Raw genomic sequence first — 19,968 nt, 5'->3', positions numbered from 1 at the left:
CCTGTTGGGACCCGATGGTGATGAATTGGGGCTGCTATCTGAAGCACGACCTGTATGGCCCAGCCGCTGAGCGCAGTCACCCGGACACGAGATTGTTCTGCTTTGGCCGATCCGCGGTTCAGGCTACGGTGGCCATTGCAGGTTGAGGGAAGTGTTGGAAGCTCTGTCCGCTGCGCCACATGCTGTGCAACAGGACCGCCAGTTTACGGGCCACCGCCACGATAGCTCGCTTTTTTGCTCTCTTGCCTCCACTGGATGCCAGCTTGAGGCCCCAGCGACGCAAGGCTGAGTCAGGACCGAAGCGACCCAGGATGTATTGCGCCGACTGCACCAGCAGACTTCGTAAATATCGGTTGCCGGTCTTGGAGATGCCTAACTCCGGATCCGAGTCCCCCGACTGACTTTGTCCGGGTCGCAGACCGAGCCACGCACCTGCGGAACGGTTGCTTGCTATATTGGGCCGGTCCAGCGTGAGTACATACGTGGCCGCCACCACAGGACCCACGCCTGGAACCGTACGCAGCACACCGATCTCCGGATACCTGGTACCCAGCTTTTCGATCTGTTCTTCCATACTGTCGATCTGACGGTTCAACGTCGCGATCTGCTCCAACAACGGAACCGCTACCGTCGTCAGCACAGACGGAATCGATGCCCGCACCCGCACAGGAAACGACTCGGTGGAACAGGCCGGCAGACGGCCACCGGCGCTTTTGACCAGGCCACGCAACGCGTTGACCAGCATCGTCCGCGCACGTACTAGCGTAGCCCGCGCCTGGATCAGGTTCAGGTCCTGCTGCCGCTCCATGCTGCGGTGAAGCAGCGGCGCCAGCAACTTAGGATCAGACGCCGCGAAGCGAGCCAGCTGCTCGGCATCGTTGCGATCGTTCTTCGATTCACTCGAGCTGATCGCCGCGATCTTGCGCGCATTGGCCACGATCACCTGATGACCTAAAGACTTGAGCAAACGGCTTACCCACGGAGAGTGCGTGCCGCACTCCAGTGCTATTCGCTGCCGCTCCTCGCCCTCGAAATGACGTCGGAACGCCGCCTCCGTACTCTGGATACGACCTTCCTCCATCACTTCCTTCCCTGCGTTCAACAGACAGTAGTGGCTGTAACGGTCCCCTAAATCAAGCCCTACCGTCAGCGCTGGCCTGTCACTCCCCATTTCCTCTAACCACTGCGCTTTGCTAACCTTCTTCATCGGCTGGTCTCCTTGAGCACCCCGAGTGCGTGCGAACAGCTTAGCTGCTTCGCGAGGCCAGCCGTCTCATCCCATCTGAAGCCGCGTGTTTTCCTGCTGCTATCTCGGGACGGCTGAAGCCGTCCCCTTAAGCAAGGCATTCGCACGTTCGGTGCGAACTGGCTGCGCGATGTGTGGCGGGAAAGCGGGTCCTTCGCTTACACTCAGAATGACAAACGAAGAGGGATCGAGCGAAGCTCGATCCCTCTTTTGTCTTAATCCGGAAGCAGGCGGGCGAGGGTGACGGAGAACCAGTTGCGGTCGTCGCGCCATTGTTTTTCTGCGCGGAAGCCGGTGTCGGCGAAGAGGTCTCGCAGGCTTTGAGTGGTGAACTTGTAGCTGTTCTCCGTGTGGAGAGTCTCACCGGCTTCGCATTCGATGGTCCCCAATGAGGGAAAGTGGATCGCCTGCCGACGGAGAGCCTGCAGGTGCATTTCGATGCGGCTCTCATGCGGATTCCAGGTGGCGATGTGGCGGAAGGCCGCGAGATCGAAGTCTGCGCCCATCTCCCGGTTCAGGCGGCGAAGTACATTGCGGTTGAACTCGGCAGTGACGCCGGCGGCGTCGTTGTAGGCAGCCAGCAGCGTCTCCTCATCCTTGATCATGTCGGTGCCCAATAGAAGCGCATCACCGGGACGAAGGATGGAGGCGAGGTTGCGCAGAATAGCGCGCGCTTCTTCTGGTGAGAAATTGCCGACCGACGAGCCGATATAGAGCGCCAGCAGACGGCCATCCACCATCGGGCGATCCAGAGGATCGAGCACGTAATTGCGAACCATCGGATGGACGTGCACGCCGGGCAGGCGGCGTTCGAGCGAGATGCGGGCCTCATCGAGCGCGCTGGCCGAGACATCGACCGGGATGTAGCGAACACTTCCCTGCCGGCGGACAACATCTTCGAGAAGGATGCCGGTCTTGGTCGCAGTACCCGCTCCAAGCTCAAGGACTGACAGACGCTGCTTCCCTGCGGCCGTGGCGATGATCGCCGCACCATGCCGCTCAAAGAGAGCGCGTTCAGTGCGCGTGGGATAGTACTCGGGCAGCTCGGTGATGCGCTCAAAAAGAGCAGAGCCTTCCTCGTCGTAGAAGAGCCAGGGCGAAAGTGTTTTCTGCCCCTCGCAGAAGAGCCCGTTGCGGACCTCGCAGGAGATGGCGTACTGCAGTTCAGGCGAGATACAAGCTGGAAGCATCGGGACTGCAGCGCTCATGCATTGACTCCATCGGCGAGGCGGATACCGGAGAACTGCCAGCGCGTAGCTGGCTGGAAGAAGTTGCGATAACTGGCGCGAAGATGGCTGACCGGCGTGACGCAGGAGCCGCCGCGCAGTACCATCTGCGAGGACATGAACTTGCCGTTGTACTCCCCCAGAGCTCCAGGCAGCGGCTTGTAGCCGGGATAGCCGGTATAGGCGCTCGCGGTCCACTCCCATACATCCCCGAAGATCTGGGTGAGACCCGAAGTGATAGGCGCGGCGGAAGGATGAAGCAGACCGCTCTCGAAGAGATTGCCGGCGATGGGAAGCTGGGCGGCAGCGTGCTCCCACTCAAACTCTGTGGCGAGGCGTTTGCCGGACCAACGGGCGAAGGCATCGGCTTCGAAGAAGCTGACATGACAGACGGGCGTCTCTGAGAGATCCTTCAGGGACTGCCAGCCACGCATCGTAAAGATCTGCCATCGGCCGGTCTCATCGCGGCGCCAGTAGAGCGGCGCTCGCCAGCCTTCACGCTCGACGGTATCCCAGCCTTCGCTGAGCCAGAGCTCGGGACGCTGATAGCCTGCATCTTCCATGAAGGCGAGGTACTCGGCACAGGTCGTCAGACGGGAGGCAAGCTGATAGGGCTCGAGGAAGACGCGGTGGCGCGGTGTCTCGTTGTCGAAGCTGAACTCGCTGCCCGGGTCTCCGATCTCTGCAAGGCCGCCTTCATACCCGATCCACGCGATAGGAGGCGCAGGAATCTCGGCAACCGGCAGAGTATCCGCGATAAAGGCCGGGTGCAGTGGATTGGTGAAGAAGGCGTGCTTGATGTCGGTCGCGATCAGTTCCAGATGCTGCTGCTCATGATGCAGACCGAGAAGGACACGGCTAAGCGCAGCTTCGGGAGCGCCCGTCTCAAAGAGGCGATCCATCGCCTCGTTGACATGACGGCGAAAGGCGAGGATCTCGTCAAGGCCGGGACGGGAGAAGGAGGCACGGAGCTTCTTCTCCGGCATCTCGCCGAGCGACTTGTAATAGCTGTTGAAGAGCCAGAGGAAGCGGTCGTCGAAGGGACGGTATCCCGGAACGAACTCGCGGAGGATAAAGGTCTCGAAGAACCAACTGGTATGAGCCAGGTGCCATTTGGTGGGGCTCGCCTCCGGGCAGGACTGCACCATCATGTCTTCGGCAGTCAGGCTACGACAGAGTTCCTCCGTTGCGCTCCGTGTTTCACGAAAGCGCACACGCATGAGGCCCGCATTGGTCTGCTGTCCTGCGGCATCTTCAATCGGCATTCGTTGTTCCTCGCGTATGGGATCAGATGCCACAGAGTGCGGGGTTGTTGCTCTTTTTAGTCGGACCCAAGTTTGCCACGATCTCTGTTACACAGTGCTGAAGAGTTTTGCCAGGCCGTAGGCCGCGGCTGCCGCCAGACCGCCGACAAGAGCCGTCTGTGCAGCGCTGCGCAGCCAGGGCGTCCCCAGCAGTCTGCCCTTAACCGCACCGAAGACAGCGAGGGCCAGCAATGTAATGACCACCGAAAGCTGCAGTGCTTTGGTGGCCTGTGAGAGCACGATATAGGGCATCAAGGGAACCAGACCGCCGGCGACATATGAAAAGGCGATGGTAGCGGCGCTGAAGACCGCCCGGCGAGGGTCGGGTTTGTCGAGGCCGAGTTCGAAACGCATCATGAAATCGACCCAGGCTTCGGGGTTGCGCTTCAGCGCCAACAGTACGGGCTCGCTCTCCTGCCGGGTGACGCCGTACTGCTGGAAGATCTCGTAGATCTCGTCCTCCTCGTCGCGGGTGTGGGTGACGATCTCGCTTTGCTCACGCTTGAGCTCGGAGGTATAGTGTTCGGCGTCGCCGCGGGCGGCGAGGTAGCCGCCCAGCCCCATGGCCAGGGAGCCGGCAGCGATCTCGGCCAGTCCGGCGAGAACTACTATATGAGTGTTGGAGACGGCTCCGCTGAGACCGGCGGCCAGGGCGAAGGGGACGGTGAGTCCGTCGGAAAGTCCAATGACGACGTCGCGGACGGTGTCCCCGGACAGAAAGTGCCGCTCGTCGTGCACAGCGGGATTCATCTTCTGGAGTGTACCTCCATGACAAAATTTCCTCCTGCAAAACGCGTCTTTCCGTTAGAGAAGCCGTCTCTTGCAATAGACATCCCCGTAAGAGGTATGACCACCATGACACGTCTGGCAATCCGATTCGTATCCCTGCTTGGAGTTCTCGCCGTCCCTGCCGCTCCGGTAACGGCTCAGATGATGGGTAGCGGTGGCGGCCCGATGGGCTCCGGAGGCGGACAGGCGGTTCGAGGTACGGTTACCTCTGCCAGCGCGGACAACATTGCCATCAAGGGCGATGATGGCGCCAGCTATAAGGTCATAGTCACGGTGAATACCCGCATCATGCAACAGCGCGAACCGGTGAAGGCCGCGGACATCAAGCCCGGCGAATACGTTGTCGCGATGGGGCAGGCAGACGAGGCCACCAAAGAAGTCCACGCTGGCATAGTGATGGTGATGTCGGCTGAGCAGGCGGAGCAGATGAAGGCACGGGCCGCCGAGCTGCAGGCAAGCCTGGGCAAGACCTGGATCATGGGAAAGATCACGGCGATGGATGAGACCAAACTGACCATCGAGCGGCCGGACAAGATGTCGCAGGTGATTGAGGTGGATGAGAACACTTCAATGCATCGCGGAGGCCGCGGAGCCATGATGGGCGGTATGGGAATGGGACCCAGCGGGATTGGCACGGGATCTGGCCGCGGTATGGGCAATGGCTCGGGAGATGGCCCCCGCACGCGCCGCAACCAGGATGGACAGAGCCAGCAGGGACCGCCGCCAGAGGGAGAGGCCATTACCCTGGCCGACATTAAGGTAGGCGACAACATCAGGGCGGAGGGAGCGCTGAAGGGCAACACCTTCGTTCCCAAGACGCTGAATGTACTGCCGCAACGTGGCCAGCGTGGACCACGACCGGGCGGAGAACAGAGTCAGCCGCCGCAGCAGTAACCATCATTGGGCTTTATGCTTTCGTGGCTGCCGGCTGCTAACCGCAGGCCGACGGAGTGTTTCTAAGAGCCACATTTGACGTTCTGGAGATCGATATCGTGCAAACGGCATACATTGCCTTGGTGTCTTTGGCACTGCTTTCCCCAGCGGTGGCCCAGGAAACTGCGCCCGCAACGCCCGCGCCGCCCCCGGCGACTCAGCCCGCGCAGAGCGCAACGCAGGAGACTCCGGGAGCCCCCGCAGCGACCACCGCAACCGTGGACGCAGCACAGGGCGGGACGATTCGCGGCACGGTGAAGACCGGCAATACGCCTCTTCCAGGGGTTGCGATTACCGCAACCAATACGCTGACCGGTAAGAAGTACACGACCAGCTCGGATATTACCGGCGCCTTCCAGATGGCGATTCCGAAGAATGGCCGTTACGTGGTCAAGGCTGAACTGGCCGCCTTTGCACTGGATACCAAGGAGGTGCTGTTCAACGCAACCTCTCCACGAGAAGCGACCGCAGCCTTCGGTCTGCAGCTCGCCAGCCGCGTAGCCGCCGCGGAACAGCAGCAGACGACCGCAGCCTCCCGCATCCAGAACGGCATGCAGTCGCTTGCGATGGCCGGGCTGGGCGATGCGAATACCTCCGACGCCACCACCGGAACAGCCAATACGGGCGTAAGCATGCCGACGATGAGCGGCATAGGAGATAACGCCGCCACCGAATCCGTAGCCGTGACCGGACAGATGGGACAGACGAACGGTCTGGCGAACTTCAACGAAGAAGAGATTCGCAACCGTATTGAAGATGCGATGGCGCAGGCACGCCTGCAGGGTGGCGGACAGGGAGACCAGATCAATGCCGTGGTGAACATGATCGGCGGCATGTTGATGGGCGGAGGGCCGGGTGGTGGCCCAGGTGGTGGAGGCCCAGGCGGCGGGGGAGGCTTCGGCGGAGGCGGTGGCGGCGGCTTTATGATCGGCGGCGGTGGCGCGGGGCGCGGCGGTTTCCGCAACTTCAACCCAACGCAGTTCCATGGATCGCTGTACTTCCGCGGAGGCAACGGAGCATTGGACGCCACCAGCTATTCGCTGACCGGCAATCCTAATAAGCCGGACTACTCCAACAGCACCTTCGGGCTTTCGCTGACCGGCTCACCGTACATCCCCGGTCTGTTCAAGCCGAATACCAAACAGTTCTTCTTCCTGAATGCACAGGGCACGCTGAGCACGACACCGACGAACCTCTACGGCACGGTACCGACGCCGGCGCAACGTGCGGGTGACTTCTCGCAGTACCGTCCCGCCAGATCGACGGCGATCGTACCGATCTACGACCCTCGGACGGGAACGCAGTTCGCCTGCAACGGCCAGACGAATGTGATCTGCGCAAACCGCATCACCTCGCAGGCTGCTGCGCTGCTGAACTACTATCCCGCGCCGAACATGTCGACGACGAACTCGCAGGGATACAACTACCAGACGATCGCGACCTCGCAGAGCAATCAGTGGAATATCAATACACGCTTCATTCGTAACTTCGGACAGGCAAGCGGCCCCTTCGGTGGGCGCTTCGGTGGTGGCGGCGGTGGTGGAGCACGTCAGAGCGGCAATGCAGCCAGCCGCCGGCAACAGCAGCAGGCCCTGCGGCAGAACATCAATATCGGCTTCAACTATTCGAACTCTGACTCCGCGACGCCGAATATCTTCGCTCCCCTGAACACTTCGGGAACTTCTACCGGATACGGCTTCAACCTCGGATACACCATCGGTAAAGGGCGGCTGAACAATAACGCTACGCTGAACTGGAACCGCAGCAACTCGATCACGACCAACCTGTACACCAACCAATCGAACCCTGCACTAGCCGCCGGCATCCTGGTGGGGACAGCAGCGACGCAGGCGAATCCCTTCTACTACGGCCTGCCATCACTCACGATCACGAATTTCACCGGCCTTTCGAGCAGCTCGCCATCGAACCGCGTTGGCCAGACCCTGTCATTCTCGGACTTCGTGGGATGGAATCACGGCAAGCACAACTTCCGCTTCGGCTTCGATCTGCGGCGCGTGCATAGTGACTCGATCGGCGGCAACAACACGGTCGGTGCATTTACCTTCTCGGGATATGCGACACAGGCGCCCGGCAGCGCCAGCGGCTCGGGCGCGGGCTTTGCGGACTTCCTGCTCGGTCTGCCGCAACAGTCACGCGTCCAGGCGGGCCTGTACAAGAACTATCTGCGTGAATGGGTCTATGACTGGTATGTCCAGGATGACTACCGTGTTGCCTCGGGCCTGACGTTGAACTATGGCCTCCGCTATGAGTACTTCTCTCCATACGTGGAGAAGTACAACCACCTGGTAAACCTTGACCACAATGCCGACTTCACCGCAGTGTCGGTTGTCCAGGCCGGCGCCAGCGGGCCATATACCGGCAGCTTCCCTCGGTCGCTGGTGAATCCATATCGCGGCATGTTTGCTCCGCGCGTCGGCCTTGCGTGGCGTCCGAAGTTCATCAAGCAGACGGTGGTTCGTACCGGATACGGCATGAACTACAACACGACGCAGTACGGCAGCTTTGCCGGCTCGCTGTCTAACCAGCAGCCGTTTGCGGTAACCCAGACCAACATCGCCAACCAGCAGGGATGCGGCGTGCTGCAACTGGCGAGCGCCTTCAACTGCTCAACGGCGACAGTGCAGAACAACTTCGCCGTCAACCGCGACTATCGTCTGGCGCGGGTGAACATCTGGAATCTGGATATTCAGCACACCTTCGGTCTAGGCATCGTAATGAATGTCGGCTACAACGGGACATCGGCGGGCGACCTGGATATGCGCCGCGCTCCGAACCGCACAGCAACCGGCCTGACCACTACCGGAGCGCAGGCGTTTACCTATGAAGACTCCTCGGGCTACTCACGATTCAACGCGCTGAGCGTGAATCTGCGCAAGCGCATGCAGAAGGGCATCAGCCTGGGAGCGACGTATCAGTACGGCCATTCGATCGACAATGCCAGCTCGATCGGCGGCAGCTCGGCGACGATCGCGCAGAACGATCAGAGACTTGATCTCGAAGAGGGTAACTCCAGCTTCGACGTGCGGCATAAGGTAACGGGCAACTATGTTTTCGAGCTTCCCTTCGGACCGAACCGCGCCTTCCTGGCAAGCGGCGGAGCGTGGTCACACATTCTGAATAACTGGAACATCTCGGGCAACTTCACCTTTGCTACGGGCGGTTACTTCACACCGCAGTACGTGGGCACTACGGCCCAGACGGCGACAGGTGGCAACTACACGCTGCGCCCCGATCGAGACTTCTCGCAGTCGATCGCCGGTCAGGGGACCGTAGGACGCTGGTTCAATACTGCCGCGTTTGTCGCTGAATCAAACCCGACGCACTTCGGGAACTCTTCGCGCAACTCAATCCGCGGTCCCGGAACGGTTTCTAACGACATGGCGCTGGCACGTAACTTCAGCTTCGGCGATACGCGCGGGCTGGAGACGCGGTTCTCGGCGACAAACATCTTTAACACTGTGCAGTACTCCGGCATCAACAGCACGGTGAATTCACCCACCTTCGGCCAGGTAACCAGCGTGGCCGCAATGCGGCGCATCACCTTCCTGGCGCGGTACCGGTTCTGACAAGAGTCGCGGATGAAGACAGAGACGATGAAGAGATACTCCGGATCGATGAAGCTTACAGCAGCTCTCACCCTGCCCGTGCTGCTGGGCGTGACCACGGTTGCACAGACCGCAAGCCAGGTTCCGAATCAGCAGCCTGGCCAGGCGCCGGTCTTTACCATTTCAGTGCGGTCAGAGATCGTGCTGACGAATGTAGTGGCACGCGACAAGCAAGGCAACGTCGTAAAGGACCTGAAAGCCAGCGACTTCACCGTCTTCGAGAACGGCAAGCCGCAGAAGATCTCGTCCTTCGATTTTCAGAATGTCGACTTGGCCGCCGCGCTGAAGGAGAAGACAACGGTTGCCGGAACGACGAGCATCGCCAAGATGCTGGAACGCTCGATCGGCGAAGACAAACAGGCGCTGCGCGATCACCGGCTGATCGTGATCTTCTTCGACCTTTCGTCGATGCAGCAGTCTGATATCGACCGCGGCGTCGACTCGGCGAAGGAGTACATCAACAAGAAGATGGCTCCGGCGGATCTGGTCGCCGTGGTCTCAATGGATACTTCCCTGAAGCTTGTGCAGGATTTCACCGCCGACCAGAACGCGCTGCTGCGCGCCGTGGGCAGCTTTAACGGCACCGAAGGACAGGGCTTCGCCAATGGCGGTAATGGCGATTCAGAAGGCACGGCGGACGATGCCTCTTCCTTTGTCGTGGATGACTCCGAATACAACGCACTGAATACCGACCGGTCGATGTATGCCATTCTGCAGGTTGCGAAGTCGCTGGAACGCGTGGATCAGCGCAAGTCATTGCTGTACTTCTCCGGCGGTCTGACGCGCAACGGTATCGAGAACCAAGCCTCGCTGCGGGCGGCTACGAATGCCGCGACCAAGGCCAATATGAGCATCTATTCGGTGGACACGCGCGGCTTGCAGGCGCTGCCGCCGGTGGGCGATGCGTCCACGGGATCAACACGCGGGACGTCAGCTTATAACGGAGCGACGATGCAGTCGCGCCTGGATTCCAACTTTAGCTCGCAGGAGACCCTGGCTTCCCTTTCCTCGGATACGGGCGGCAAGGCCTTCTTCGACTCAAATGACTTCGGTCCGGCCTTCCAGGCTATCCAGCACGATACTGAGGCGTATTACATCATCGGCTTCCGCTCGACGGATCAGCGGCGTGACGGCAGCTTCCGCAAGCTGCAGGTGAAGATCAATCGTCCGGACATCAAGCTGGAATATCGTCCGGGATACTATGCTCCTGCAGACTTCCAGCACCAGAAGAACGAAGACCGCGAACTGGCGCTGAATGAGCAGCTCCGTTCGGATGCGCCGGCGGTGGATGTCGCCGTCTACCTGCAGGCGCTGTACTTCCGCCAGAACGATAACCATTTCTTCGTTCCTGTATCGCTGATTGTGCCTGGCTCGCAGATTCCTTTCACGCAGGTGAAGGATCAGTCGAAGGCAACGATTGACATCATCGGCAATGTGAAGAATGCGCAGCAGATCGTCGTCGGCTCGGCACGTGAGACGGTGAAGCTGCAACTTGATGCCAACCAGCAGGTGCAGCGGAAGAACATCCAGTACTCGACCGGCTTCTCGCTAGCGCCCGGACGGTATCACCTGAAGTTTGTCGTGCGCGAAAACCAGAGTGGCAACATGGGATCGTTTGAGACCGACATCAACGTTCCGGATATGAAGAAGGTTCCACTGAAGCTTTCGTCGGTATTGGTGGCGAATCAGCGGACACCCAATAACAATCCGCGGAATCAGAGCCTGCTGGTGCGGGATGGGCAGCAGTATGTACCGAATATCCCGCATGTCTTCCGCCAGGATCAGCACCTCTATTTCCTGTACGAGGTCTACGATCCCGCCAAGCCTGCGAGCAATGCTGGGGCAGCGACACCTCCGCCGACTCCTGCGGGGTTACAGCGCAGACCCGACCCGGCAGCGCATGTGCTGACGTCGATTGAGTTCCTGAATGCGGCGGGAAGCAAGGTCTTCGAGACGCCGCTGATCGAAGCGAATGCGGTGAATATTCCGGACCGCAATGCCGTGGGCTTCCAGTTCGACGTGCCTTTAGCCCAGCTCGCGCCAGGAAGCTACATCTGCCAGGTGAATGTGATTGATGATGCGGGTGGGACGTTTACGTTCCCGCGGATGGCGATGATGATTACGGCTCCGGTAGCGGCACCGGCTGTTCCGGCTGTGACGCCGACAGCTGCGGCTAAGCCTGGAGAGTAGTTCGGAAGGCAATGATTCAAGCCATGCATCCGATTGCGCGAGCGTTTTGCTTAAGGGCACTGTTAGCGGGCTCAGAGGCGGAGTTTGCAAGATAACAAAACGGTTCGCGCGAAGCGCGAATGCCCAGGTCCCCGAGGGACCTGGGGCACCCGGTTCAGTGGCTACCTTTACTGCATGGGCTTTTCGCGGATGAGCATCCAGAGCACGTTGAACTTGTCGCGCAGGATGCCGAACTCATAGGCGAAGAAGGTCTCGTTACGCGGCATCAGAATCTCGCCGCCTTCCGTCAGTGCCTTCCATGATTTGTCGAAAACCTCGGCCTCGGGCATGGAGAGTGTGAGGTACGAGCTGCGGATGGGCTCGTAGTTCGGAGTGTCGCTACCCATGATCTGCGTGTCGGCGATGGAGAGATTCGCGTACAGTATCTGGTCGCCGGCGCCGGGAGGAACATTGCTCTGGTCAGGCGACTGATTGAAAGTCATCGACATCACGATCTTCGCGCCAAGGTGCTGCTCGTAGTACTCGAAGGCCTGGCGACAGTTGCCACCGAAGTTGAGGTACGCGTTCAGTTTCATCAGAGTTACTCTCCATGGCAGCATGCGGCTGCCTTCGGTTTGGTTTCGTATTCGTCGTGCCGCTTGAGAAAGCTCATCGTGCTGCTCTCATTGCGGCCAAGCGGGGCTCGGTCAAAGATCATCAGCGTGCCGATCCAGTCTTCGATGCCGCGCGCATAACTGGAGAAGGTGTGGAAGACCGTTCCATCGGCATCACGGAAAAAAGCACTCATGCCCGGTAGTTCGGTCTCGCCTCCATCGCGGCCCGGATGCTGCTCGTAGTTGTAGGTAATACCCTCGGCAATTTGCTGCTTTGTAAACGAGACGTGGAAGTCGAAGTTGAAATCGCTGCCGAAGGACGAGACCCAGGGGAACTTCCACTCCATGCGCCGCTTGTAGGCCTGGATTTCCGGCAGCGGGGCGCGGGAGACGGCCGTAAAGGTGACATCGTGGTGGTTGAGGTGCGGCAGGGCTCCATCGGCGTGGTCGATCAGGAACGAACAGCCCGGGCAGCCTGCCTCCCATCCGGGGCCGAGCATGAAATGGTAGACGATGAGCTGGCTGCGGCCATCGAAGAGGCTGGCGAGGGTTTGCGGCCCCTGTTCCGTATCGAAGACGTACTCTTTCTCAACCCTGACCCAGGGCAGCTCCATACGCTCGCGGTTGATGGCGTCGCGGAGATGGGTGAGCTCCTTCTCACGCTGGAGGAAGGCTTTTCGGGCTTCGAGCCAGACTTCGGGCGAGACGACGGCGTGATCGGGCATGACGGGAATAACCTCCTTCTTGACTTCGATATGTTGATATCAACATAATGATTGCAGTGTCAAACGCCGATCCATCCCCGGTTCCCTTTGAGACGACGATTCACGTCCGCGATACCTGCCTGTGCCTGCATGTTCAGCGGGCCGCGCGAGCTCTGGCGCGGCGGTTCGACGCGATCCTGAAGCCTGCCGGGCTGACCAATGGACAGTTTTCGCTGCTGATGTCGTTGAACCGTCCTCAGCCGGCGCCGATGGCCTCGGTCGCAAATCTGCTGGCAATGGACCGGACCACGCTGACGGCGGCATTGAAACCGCTGGAACGCCGGGGTTTGTTGCGCAATGAAGCTAACCCGAACGACCGAAGGTCACGCTTGCTGAGCCTGACGGCAGAGGGACATGCCGCGCTGCAGGCCGCGCTTCCCCTATGGACACAGGCACATGAGGAGCTGGAGAAGATGGTGGAATCGGCGGCAGATCTGCGGAGTGGATTGATGGCGATTTCGCGGTAAGGATTACGGCCAGTAGAAGCAATTCGAAGGAGCGCTGAGAGGCAACACAAGGGAAAGCAGACTCCTCCGCTTATAAGGCGGAAGACAAACCGAAAGACACCTCATGGACGCGTTCGCGGCCACCGGGAGAGGTCCGCGGGAGGGCCGTAACCCATTGAGGAATCTTGCGTTTTCCAAAGCGGTACTGGAACATTTATCGGTTTGTAACTTTTTCATTGCTTGATTGACGCGCCTGTACCTGCGCGCAATAATCGCAGGCACACGATTGGGAGGTGCGCCTATGCGCGTACACTCTGTTTCATTTCTGATGATGCTGTGCCTCACCGCCCCATGCGCGGTCACGGCTCAGCGTGCTTCTAACCCAGACGGCCGGGTGGCCACCGATGTACGGATGCATGAGACCGAAGAGTGGCACCAGATTTCCCTGCACCTGCCCGACCCGAAGCTCGCGCCCCATGAAAAGCTGGAGGTTGCCGGCGATATTCTGCGTGCGCGCCGGTATCCGCTGGATGCCATGGACTATTACCGCTATGCGCTGGAGCGCGGCGGCGACAAGGCAAGATTGACCAACAAGATCGGACTGATCCAGTTGGAGATGAACGACAACCGCTCCGCACGCCAAAGCTTTGTACTTTCAACGAAGATCAACAAGAAGTACGCCGAGGCCTGGAACAACCTGGGTACGGTGGACTATCTGGAGCAGCACTTCGGCAACTCGATCGGCGAGTACAAGAAGGCGATCAAGCTCGATAAGAAGTCCGCGGTCTTCCACGCCAACCTGGCAGCGTCTTACTTCAGCCAGAAGGACATGGAGTCGGCCCAGAAGGAGTTCCAGATCGCACTCACGCTTGACCCGCAGATGTACGAACATCGCGCTTCCGGCGGTATTGCGACTCATGTGATCTCGGCCAACGATCGTGCCCGCTTCTGCTTTGAGCTGGCGCGTGTCTATGCCCGTAGCGGCGAGACCCAGACGATGTACCGTTACCTGGCGAAGGCAGCCGAAGGCGGCATGGATGTGAGCAACGCCGTCAAAGACGATGCGGTCTTCCGCAAGTACCTGAAGGATCCGCAACTGGCGCTATTGATTCGCGACACGCGCGCCTTCCTGATGGCAATTGAGAGCCCGGCTTCGGTTCCGACTCCGGCGTCCGCGATTCCGCCACAGCCGGCACATTAGGACACTAGAGTATTTTTCCTGTTGCTGGGTATCCCGGAAATGGCGTGCAGCGGCGTTTTCATTAAGGAAAACGCCCATAGGTGCACATGCCCTGCGCTACACCTAGAGGAAAAATGCTCTAGTCTTCGTAGTCAATCTCGCGATACGGACAGTGCCTGCAGCCGTTGTTACAACAGTAGCCACGGCGTAGCAGGTACTGTGCCGTGAAGACGAGATATTCACCCTCGTAATAGAAGTCGCCGGGTTTCAGTTCGTCTGGCGGAGATGGTTGTGGCGTATCCATTGCTTTCGCGGGGATTATAACGAGTTGAGGAAGGCGATGGACACTCCATCGCCTTCCATAGTTAACGATCAAGATATGGTCGAGAATCGAGCCTGAAACCGGATCCTGAAGATCGCACCCATTGCGTATCGGGGTCCCCGGCGAGATTGTTCGCTGGGGTGATTAGCAATGGACGGGGTACCCATACATGCTCTATCTCGGATTTGCCGATGCAATCTAAAAGAGACTGGCGGGAGGAGCTGTGGTTTGCATAGGAGGTTCCGTGATTGGTGAGTTGATCTCCTCTGCATTCTCACAGAGGCCGTTGCGGTAGCGGACGACGTTGCGCGGCATGGCGGCAACTCGATCTCCCGGAAGGACCACGCCGATAAGATTCATGGGATCGGCACCGGCCACAACCACCTCACGATCGTCGGCGGGACGGTTCTTCATCTGCCGCAGCGAGTCAACGGCTTCTGGAAGCGCGAACTGTTCGCCACCGACGCCGATAACAAAGCGGCCACCGCGGATCTCCCCACGGGCTTCCATGCGGCGCAGCATGCCGACGAGATCGCGCCACTTCGGAGCGTTAGATTCGCGGGCGAGGAGCTCGCGGAAGATGACGCCATAACGTGCCAGCAGCATGCGTGCGGCGGACTCGTGAGCCGCATCGACGCGGCGGGCGCGCTCGATGGCTGTCTCGGGAATTGCGGAGGAGTCTTCGATCAATAGGCTCCAGCGGCCCGCATGCGAGCGAACGCCGCGGCGTCCCGCCTCCATGACGGCGGGCTTCTTCTTTGGATCCATCATCACGCGGAGCTGGTCCCATCCATCGGCCGAGGCGAGGCCGGCGGTAGCCAGCTCCCACAGAGCCATCTGCGTCTGCTGCTTGCTCAGCAGAAGAATGCGCTGAATATCAGCGGCGAAGCAGGCGCCACGCTCGCGCAGAAGATTGCGCACGCGATTGGCCTCTTCGCTGAGAGCTACGGCAAGCTTGGGCTCATCCACCTGCTTCTGTTCCAGCGCCCATCCCAGCCAGTCGGCGGTCTCTCGCAGATAGAACGTGATGGGCGCCATATTGGTGGGGATGACACGGCGGGGCGCTGTGCCATCGGCCCAAGCGGGATGCGGAGAGACGCGGCCCCAGCCGACGACTCCGGAGAGGCAAAGATGATCGAGCCAGCGAGGGTCGTAGTTGGCGACACGCGCAGGAAGCAAGGTGCGCTCCCACTCGATAGCTGGAGCTTCAAACCCTTCGAGCTGTTCGAGTGCCGAGAGCAGTCCTTCTTCCCCAGCGAGTTTGGTTCCGGTGAGGTGCTGCCATTCGAGGAGCCAGCGCATGTAGACGGCCTGGCTGACCGGCTCGACGGCGCGGCGCAGCGAACCGACAGTGTTGCGGTGAATGCGCTGCAGCAGGCGGCGCTCGCACCATTCAATATCGAGATCGCTCTGTACAGAGCGCCCGTTCTCAAAGACGCCACGCAGGATGACGCCTTGCGACTCCATCAACACCATCTGCGCAAAGACGGCATTGGCGTCGAGGCCGAAGGTGTCGGCAATGCAGCGTGCGGTGGCTGGGCCGAGGATCTGCATCCAGCCCTGCAGCAGAAGCTTCAAGGCCTCGGCGGCTTCTGCAGGCGGTGTACAGGACCAGAGAGCTTCGACCATGGGCAACCGTTCAACGGCGATCCAGCATTCGCGGTCTGCGAGACGAAGCTGTTTGACACGGCCCTGCATGGCAAGCGTGTCGAAGAAGCCGGGCCAGTGACGCGCATCCCATGCGGCCATGGCATCGACGGGAAGAGCCATGAGCGCGAAGAGCAGGTCGTGCAATTCGTGCGAGTCGCGGATATCAGGCCAGCACTCTTTGCGGACCTCGGCGATGGCGGCGGGATCGAGCTTGCCTTCTTCGGCAAGCACTGCATCGGGAATGCCGCGGCGCAGTGAGACAGCGCGAGCACGGCGCTCTTCCAGGCCGGCCTCATCGAGGAAGGCATAAGGCATGGCATTGATGAGCTCGTGCGCGAACTGTGAGGGTACGGGCGTATCGACGGCGAGACACTGAATACTGCCGTTGGCGATGCCCTGCAACAGCTGCACCAACCCGTCGAGGTCCATTGCCTCATGCAGTACGTCCTGCATCACCTCGCCAACAAGAGGATGATCGGGAATCTGAATATCGCCTTCGATGTTCTCAAAGCATGCGGCAGCCTGCGGAAAGACACTGGCGAGCAGATCTTCCGAGCGCGTGCGCTGAATCTGCGGAGCGACCCGCTTTCCTTTTACAAACCGCAGCAGTTGCAGCGAACGGCTTGCGGCCCAGCGCCAGCGCGCTTTGAAGATAGGAGAAGCCAGCGATGCCTGCTCGAGGAGCTCCTTTGCGGTCTCGACAGTAAGGAAGTGGAAGACATCGGCGAGCGGAAAGCTGTGCTGTTCGGCGAGGCAGATGTTGATGCCGTTGTCGGTGGCGGCTGCCTGCAGCTCAAAGTTGAAGCCGCGACAGAAGCGTTTGCGCAGAGCCAGACCCCATGCCTTATTGATGCGTCCGCCGAAGGGAGCGTGGAGGATGAGCTGCATGCCTCCGCCTTCATCGAAGAAGCGCTCCGCAATGATGCTCTGCCGTGTAGGCACAGCGCCGAGGACAGCTTTGCCTTCGACGACGTAGCGGACGAGCTGTGTTGCTCCGCCGGGACAGAGGCCGCACTCCTGCTGCAGCCACTCAGCGGCAGCCATGGCCTGCGGATGTGAGCCTGCGGCGAGGCCGGGAAGAACATCGGGCACAAGCTCGGCGATCTCCTGGCGAAGTTTACCGACGCCTTCACTGAGGACATCGGTGCGTTGCGGCGCTTCGCCCTCCCAGAAAGGCAGCGTTGGCGGAGCGCCTTGCGCGTCTTCGACAAGAACGCGGCCTTCGGCTTCGACTCGTTGGATACGCCAGCTTGTATTGCCAAGCAGCACGACATCGCCGGGGCTGGAGTCGACAGCGAAGTGCTCATCGAGTGTGGCTATCTGCACGTTCTCCGGCTGCAGCATGACGGCGTACTGCGCGACGTCGGGGATAGCTCCGCCGTTGCCGATAGCGGTCATGCGGGCGCCGCGGCGGGCGTGGAGCTCTCCGCGGACACCGTCGCGCATAAGGTAAGCGCCGTAGCGGCCGCGTGAGGACTCGATGCCCTGATGCAGCAATGCGATCAGTTCGTCGAAGGTGGCGCGATCGAGATCACGGTATGGCCAGGCGCGTTTGAAGACAGCGAAGAGATCGTCTTCGCGCCAGGGCTCGGCCCCGACGGCGGCAACGATCTGCTGCATCAACACATCTTTGGGAGCAGGCGGAATCTCCAGCTTGTCGAGATCGCCGGAGCGCATCGCACGGATGAGCGCAGCCTGCTCCATCATGTCATCGCGGGTGGTAGCGAAGAAGCGTCCCTTGGGAATAGCTCCGCGCCAGTGACCGGCACGTCCGACACGCTGCATGGCTACAGCAACTGCCCGCGTGGTCGCGATCTGGCAGACGAGGTCGACGTCGCCGATGTCGATGCCGAGCTCAAGCGATGCCGTGGCGATCAGAATCTTGATCTCCCCGTTCTTAAGCTTCTGTTCGGCATCAAGCCGCAGGGCCCGCGAGAGAGAGCCGTGATGGGCGGCAACATTCTCTGCCCCAAGACGTTCGGCAAGATTGAAGGCAAGACGCTCGACCAGGCGACGCGTGTTGACGAAGACCAGCGTGGAACGATGGGTCTCGGTCAGAGCCGCGAGCTTGTCGTACATCTCATCCCACATGCGGTTTGAGGTGACGGAGCCGAGCTCTTCACTGGGAACCTCAATGGCAAGATTGAGGTGACGCCGCTGCCCAACCTGCACGATGGTGACCGGCCGCTCGCCCGCCCCGACCAGGAAGTTGCCAACCAGCTCAATGGGATTTTGCGTAGCGCTGAGGCCGATACGCTGCGGAGCCTCACTCAGACCGGTCAACATGCCGCCGGCAGTGAGGCGGTTCTCTCCGCGCACCAGAGCGTCGAGGCGTTCGAGCGTAAGAGCGAGATGCGATCCGCGCTTGTCGTCAGCAACAGCGTGGATTTCGTCGACGATAACGGTGCGTATCCGGCGCAGGTTCTCACGCGCCTTGAGCGCCGTGAGCATCATGTACAGGCTCTCCGGCGTGGTAACCAGGATGTGCGGCGGCCGCTTGAGCATGGCGGCGCGATCCTTTGCCGGTGTGTCACCGGTGCGAACGCCGGTACGGATCTCAGGGCAGAGGTAGCCGCGCTCAAGAGCGAGCGCCTGAATCTCGCGCAACGGACCGTCGAGGTTCTTCTGCACGTCGTTAGACAGAGCCTTCAAAGGCGAGACATAAACGACATGGGTCGAGGCATCGAGGCGGCCCTCGATAGCCTGCCGCAGCAAAGCATCGATGCAGACGAGGAAGGCTGCCAGTGTCTTACCGGAGCCGGTGGGTGCGGAGATGAGAACGGGCTCGCCGCGAACGATCGCGGGCCAGCCGGCGATCTGCGGTTCCGTGGGCGAGCCGAACCTGCGCAGAAACCACTCGCGTACGACCGGATGCGCCCATTCCATGGCCGGATCGGCAAAGGTCTCCTCGGGCAGCAGGGTCGCGGTGGCCATGCATCATTCTAGCGCTTTCTTCGTAATTCCTTCGCCTGCGGATTTCCACCAGCTTCCCTCTTTTGGCGCCGGCTTTCCGGGTTTTCAGGACAGGGCTGATACCCTCAGTTCTGATGACAGCCACGGAACGCGCCTCCCGTATCAAGATTCTTGTCTTCGACGTCGACGGTGTCCTGACGGATGGAACCCTCTGGTTTATCCCTACCGGTAAAGACGCCAACGGCCAGCCGGTGGCGGTGGAGACCAAGGGCTTCTCCGCCCATGACGGCCTGGGTATCGCCATCGGCCGCACTGCCGGACTGAAGGTAGCGATTGTGACCAAGCGCCAGTCGGATACTGTCGCCGTGCGTATGCGCGACCTGAAGATCGACTATGTCTACCAGGGCCAGCACTTCAAGATGCGCGCGGTACAGGAGATCTGTGCGAAGGAAGGCATCACGCTGGATGAGGTTGCTTACGTTGGGGACGACGTAATCGATCTTCCGGTGATGAACCACGTCGGCTTTGCGATTGCGGTGGCCAATGCGCGTCCGCAGGTGAAGCAGATGGCGCACTGGACGACAGCGAATCTTCCCGGCTATGGCGCAGGGCGCGATGCGATTGAGTTCATTCTTGAGGCACAGGGCAAGCTTGCTTCGGCAATGGCGACCTATCTCGATGAGGCCAACGAAGGCAAAGTCGCGGATATTGGTCAGGGTGGAATGTGAAAGAAGTTGAAAGTTGAAGAGGTACTGCATGGGCGGGCAAAGATCTTTGCCCGCCTTT

At 60.3% G+C, this 19,968-nt stretch carries 14 protein-coding genes; 6 read left to right on the top strand and 8 right to left on the bottom strand.

Translation table 11 applies throughout. From position 1 onward, the window contains the following. Positions 1-118: 118 nt before the first annotated feature. The 4 genes from FTW19_RS05990 to FTW19_RS05975 all read right to left on the bottom strand — a co-directional run bounded on the left by FTW19_RS05990 (position 119) and on the right by FTW19_RS05975 (position 4,526). Entirely contained in the window at positions 119-1,207 is a 1,089-nt protein-coding gene (locus FTW19_RS05990; RefSeq protein ID WP_246153518.1) for an IS110 family transposase, read from the bottom strand. A gap of 254 nt (positions 1,208-1,461) precedes the next feature. After that, a complete protein-coding gene (gene egtD, locus FTW19_RS05985) occupies positions 1,462-2,454 on the bottom strand; it encodes an L-histidine N(alpha)-methyltransferase (RefSeq protein ID WP_246153591.1) in 993 nt (330 codons plus the stop codon). After that, complete coding sequence (gene egtB / locus FTW19_RS05980; protein ID WP_147646781.1) at positions 2,451-3,737, bottom strand: ergothioneine biosynthesis protein EgtB; 1,287 nt, start codon at positions 3,735-3,737, stop codon at positions 2,451-2,453. The genes egtD and egtB overlap by 4 nt, the downstream gene beginning before the upstream one ends. 87 nt (positions 3,738-3,824) lie before the next feature. Continuing rightward, a complete protein-coding gene (locus FTW19_RS05975; RefSeq protein ID WP_147646780.1) occupies positions 3,825-4,526 on the bottom strand; it encodes a VIT1/CCC1 transporter family protein in 702 nt (233 codons plus the stop codon). 96 nt (positions 4,527-4,622) lie between these two features. Between FTW19_RS05975 and FTW19_RS05970 the strand changes: the two genes are divergently transcribed. The 3 genes from FTW19_RS05970 (at position 4,623) to FTW19_RS05960 (ending at position 11,314) form a co-directional block, all read left to right on the top strand. Beyond that, positions 4,623-5,459 (top strand): DUF5666 domain-containing protein, encoded by an 837-nt coding sequence (locus FTW19_RS05970; RefSeq protein WP_147646779.1) that lies wholly within the window; start codon positions 4,623-4,625, stop codon positions 5,457-5,459. Between the two features lie 98 nt (positions 5,460-5,557). Continuing rightward, entirely contained in the window at positions 5,558-9,085 is a 3,528-nt protein-coding gene (locus FTW19_RS05965) for a TonB-dependent receptor (RefSeq protein WP_246153590.1), read from the top strand. A 12-nt stretch (positions 9,086-9,097) separates the two neighbouring features. Then, on the top strand, positions 9,098-11,314 hold the full coding sequence (locus tag FTW19_RS05960) for a VWA domain-containing protein (RefSeq protein ID WP_246153589.1): 2,217 nt from the start codon (positions 9,098-9,100) through the stop codon (positions 11,312-11,314). A 167-nt stretch (positions 11,315-11,481) separates the two neighbouring features. Here the strand turns inward: FTW19_RS05960 and FTW19_RS05955 are convergent, their stop codons facing one another. Both FTW19_RS05955 and FTW19_RS05950 read right to left on the bottom strand, forming a co-directional pair. Then, a complete protein-coding gene (locus FTW19_RS05955; protein ID WP_187143317.1) occupies positions 11,482-11,889 on the bottom strand; it encodes a VOC family protein in 408 nt (135 codons plus the stop codon). Positions 11,890-11,894: 5 nt separating this feature from the next. Beyond that, complete coding sequence (locus FTW19_RS05950; RefSeq protein WP_147646777.1) at positions 11,895-12,632, bottom strand: DUF899 domain-containing protein; 738 nt, start codon at positions 12,630-12,632, stop codon at positions 11,895-11,897. Between the two features lie 47 nt (positions 12,633-12,679). Between FTW19_RS05950 and FTW19_RS05945 the strand changes: the two genes are divergently transcribed. Then, a complete protein-coding gene (locus tag FTW19_RS05945; protein ID WP_147646776.1) occupies positions 12,680-13,138 on the top strand; it encodes a MarR family winged helix-turn-helix transcriptional regulator in 459 nt (152 codons plus the stop codon). 280 nt (positions 13,139-13,418) lie between these two features. After that, complete coding sequence (locus FTW19_RS05940; RefSeq protein ID WP_147646775.1) at positions 13,419-14,318, top strand: tetratricopeptide repeat protein; 900 nt, start codon at positions 13,419-13,421, stop codon at positions 14,316-14,318. Between the two features lie 118 nt (positions 14,319-14,436). Here the strand turns inward: FTW19_RS05940 and FTW19_RS25710 are convergent, their stop codons facing one another. Together FTW19_RS25710 and FTW19_RS05935 are read right to left on the bottom strand one after the other, a co-directional pair. Beyond that, positions 14,437-14,601 (bottom strand): DUF5522 domain-containing protein, encoded by a 165-nt coding sequence (locus FTW19_RS25710; RefSeq protein ID WP_187143316.1) that lies wholly within the window; start codon positions 14,599-14,601, stop codon positions 14,437-14,439. Between the two features lie 216 nt (positions 14,602-14,817). After that, on the bottom strand, positions 14,818-19,203 hold the full coding sequence (locus tag FTW19_RS05935; RefSeq protein ID WP_147646774.1) for a DEAD/DEAH box helicase: 4,386 nt from the start codon (positions 19,201-19,203) through the stop codon (positions 14,818-14,820). A 113-nt stretch (positions 19,204-19,316) separates the two neighbouring features. Here FTW19_RS05935 and FTW19_RS05930 point away from each other — a divergent pair, with 113 nt between their 5' ends. Further along, positions 19,317-19,910 (top strand): KdsC family phosphatase, encoded by a 594-nt coding sequence (locus FTW19_RS05930; protein WP_147646773.1) that lies wholly within the window; start codon positions 19,317-19,319, stop codon positions 19,908-19,910. Positions 19,911-19,968: the final 58 nt, after the last annotated feature.

Origin of the sequence: Terriglobus albidus, assembly GCF_008000815.1 — a bacterium.
Lineage (GTDB): Bacteria > Acidobacteriota > Terriglobia > Terriglobales > Acidobacteriaceae > Terriglobus > Terriglobus albidus_A.
This window is presented reverse-complemented; position numbering and strand designations above follow the sequence as displayed.

What these genes read in the sequence shown, in the direction of transcription:
- FTW19_RS05990 (WP_246153518.1), bottom strand. Translation starts at nt 1,207, where the DNA reads ATGAAGAAGGTTAGCAAAGCGCAGTGGTTAGAGGAAATGGGGAGTGAC.
- egtD (WP_246153591.1), bottom strand. Translation starts at nt 2,454, where the DNA reads ATGAGCGCTGCAGTCCCGATGCTTCCAGCTTGTATCTCGCCTGAACTG.
- egtB (WP_147646781.1), bottom strand. Translation starts at nt 3,737, where the DNA reads ATGCCGATTGAAGATGCCGCAGGACAGCAGACCAATGCGGGCCTCATG.
- FTW19_RS05975 (WP_147646780.1), bottom strand. Translation starts at nt 4,526, where the DNA reads ATGAATCCCGCTGTGCACGACGAGCGGCACTTTCTGTCCGGGGACACC.
- FTW19_RS05970 (WP_147646779.1), top strand. Translation starts at nt 4,623, where the DNA reads ATGACCACCATGACACGTCTGGCAATCCGATTCGTATCCCTGCTTGGA.
- FTW19_RS05960 (WP_246153589.1), top strand. Translation starts at nt 9,098, where the DNA reads ATGAAGACAGAGACGATGAAGAGATACTCCGGATCGATGAAGCTTACA.
- FTW19_RS05955 (WP_187143317.1), bottom strand. Translation starts at nt 11,889, where the DNA reads ATGAAACTGAACGCGTACCTCAACTTCGGTGGCAACTGTCGCCAGGCC.
- FTW19_RS05950 (WP_147646777.1), bottom strand. Translation starts at nt 12,632, where the DNA reads ATGCCCGATCACGCCGTCGTCTCGCCCGAAGTCTGGCTCGAAGCCCGA.
- FTW19_RS05945 (WP_147646776.1), top strand. Translation starts at nt 12,680, where the DNA reads ATGATTGCAGTGTCAAACGCCGATCCATCCCCGGTTCCCTTTGAGACG.
- FTW19_RS05940 (WP_147646775.1), top strand. Translation starts at nt 13,419, where the DNA reads ATGCGCGTACACTCTGTTTCATTTCTGATGATGCTGTGCCTCACCGCC.
- FTW19_RS25710 (WP_187143316.1), bottom strand. Translation starts at nt 14,601, where the DNA reads ATGGATACGCCACAACCATCTCCGCCAGACGAACTGAAACCCGGCGAC.
- FTW19_RS05935 (WP_147646774.1), bottom strand. Translation starts at nt 19,203, where the DNA reads ATGGCCACCGCGACCCTGCTGCCCGAGGAGACCTTTGCCGATCCGGCC.
- FTW19_RS05930 (WP_147646773.1), top strand. Translation starts at nt 19,317, where the DNA reads ATGACAGCCACGGAACGCGCCTCCCGTATCAAGATTCTTGTCTTCGAC.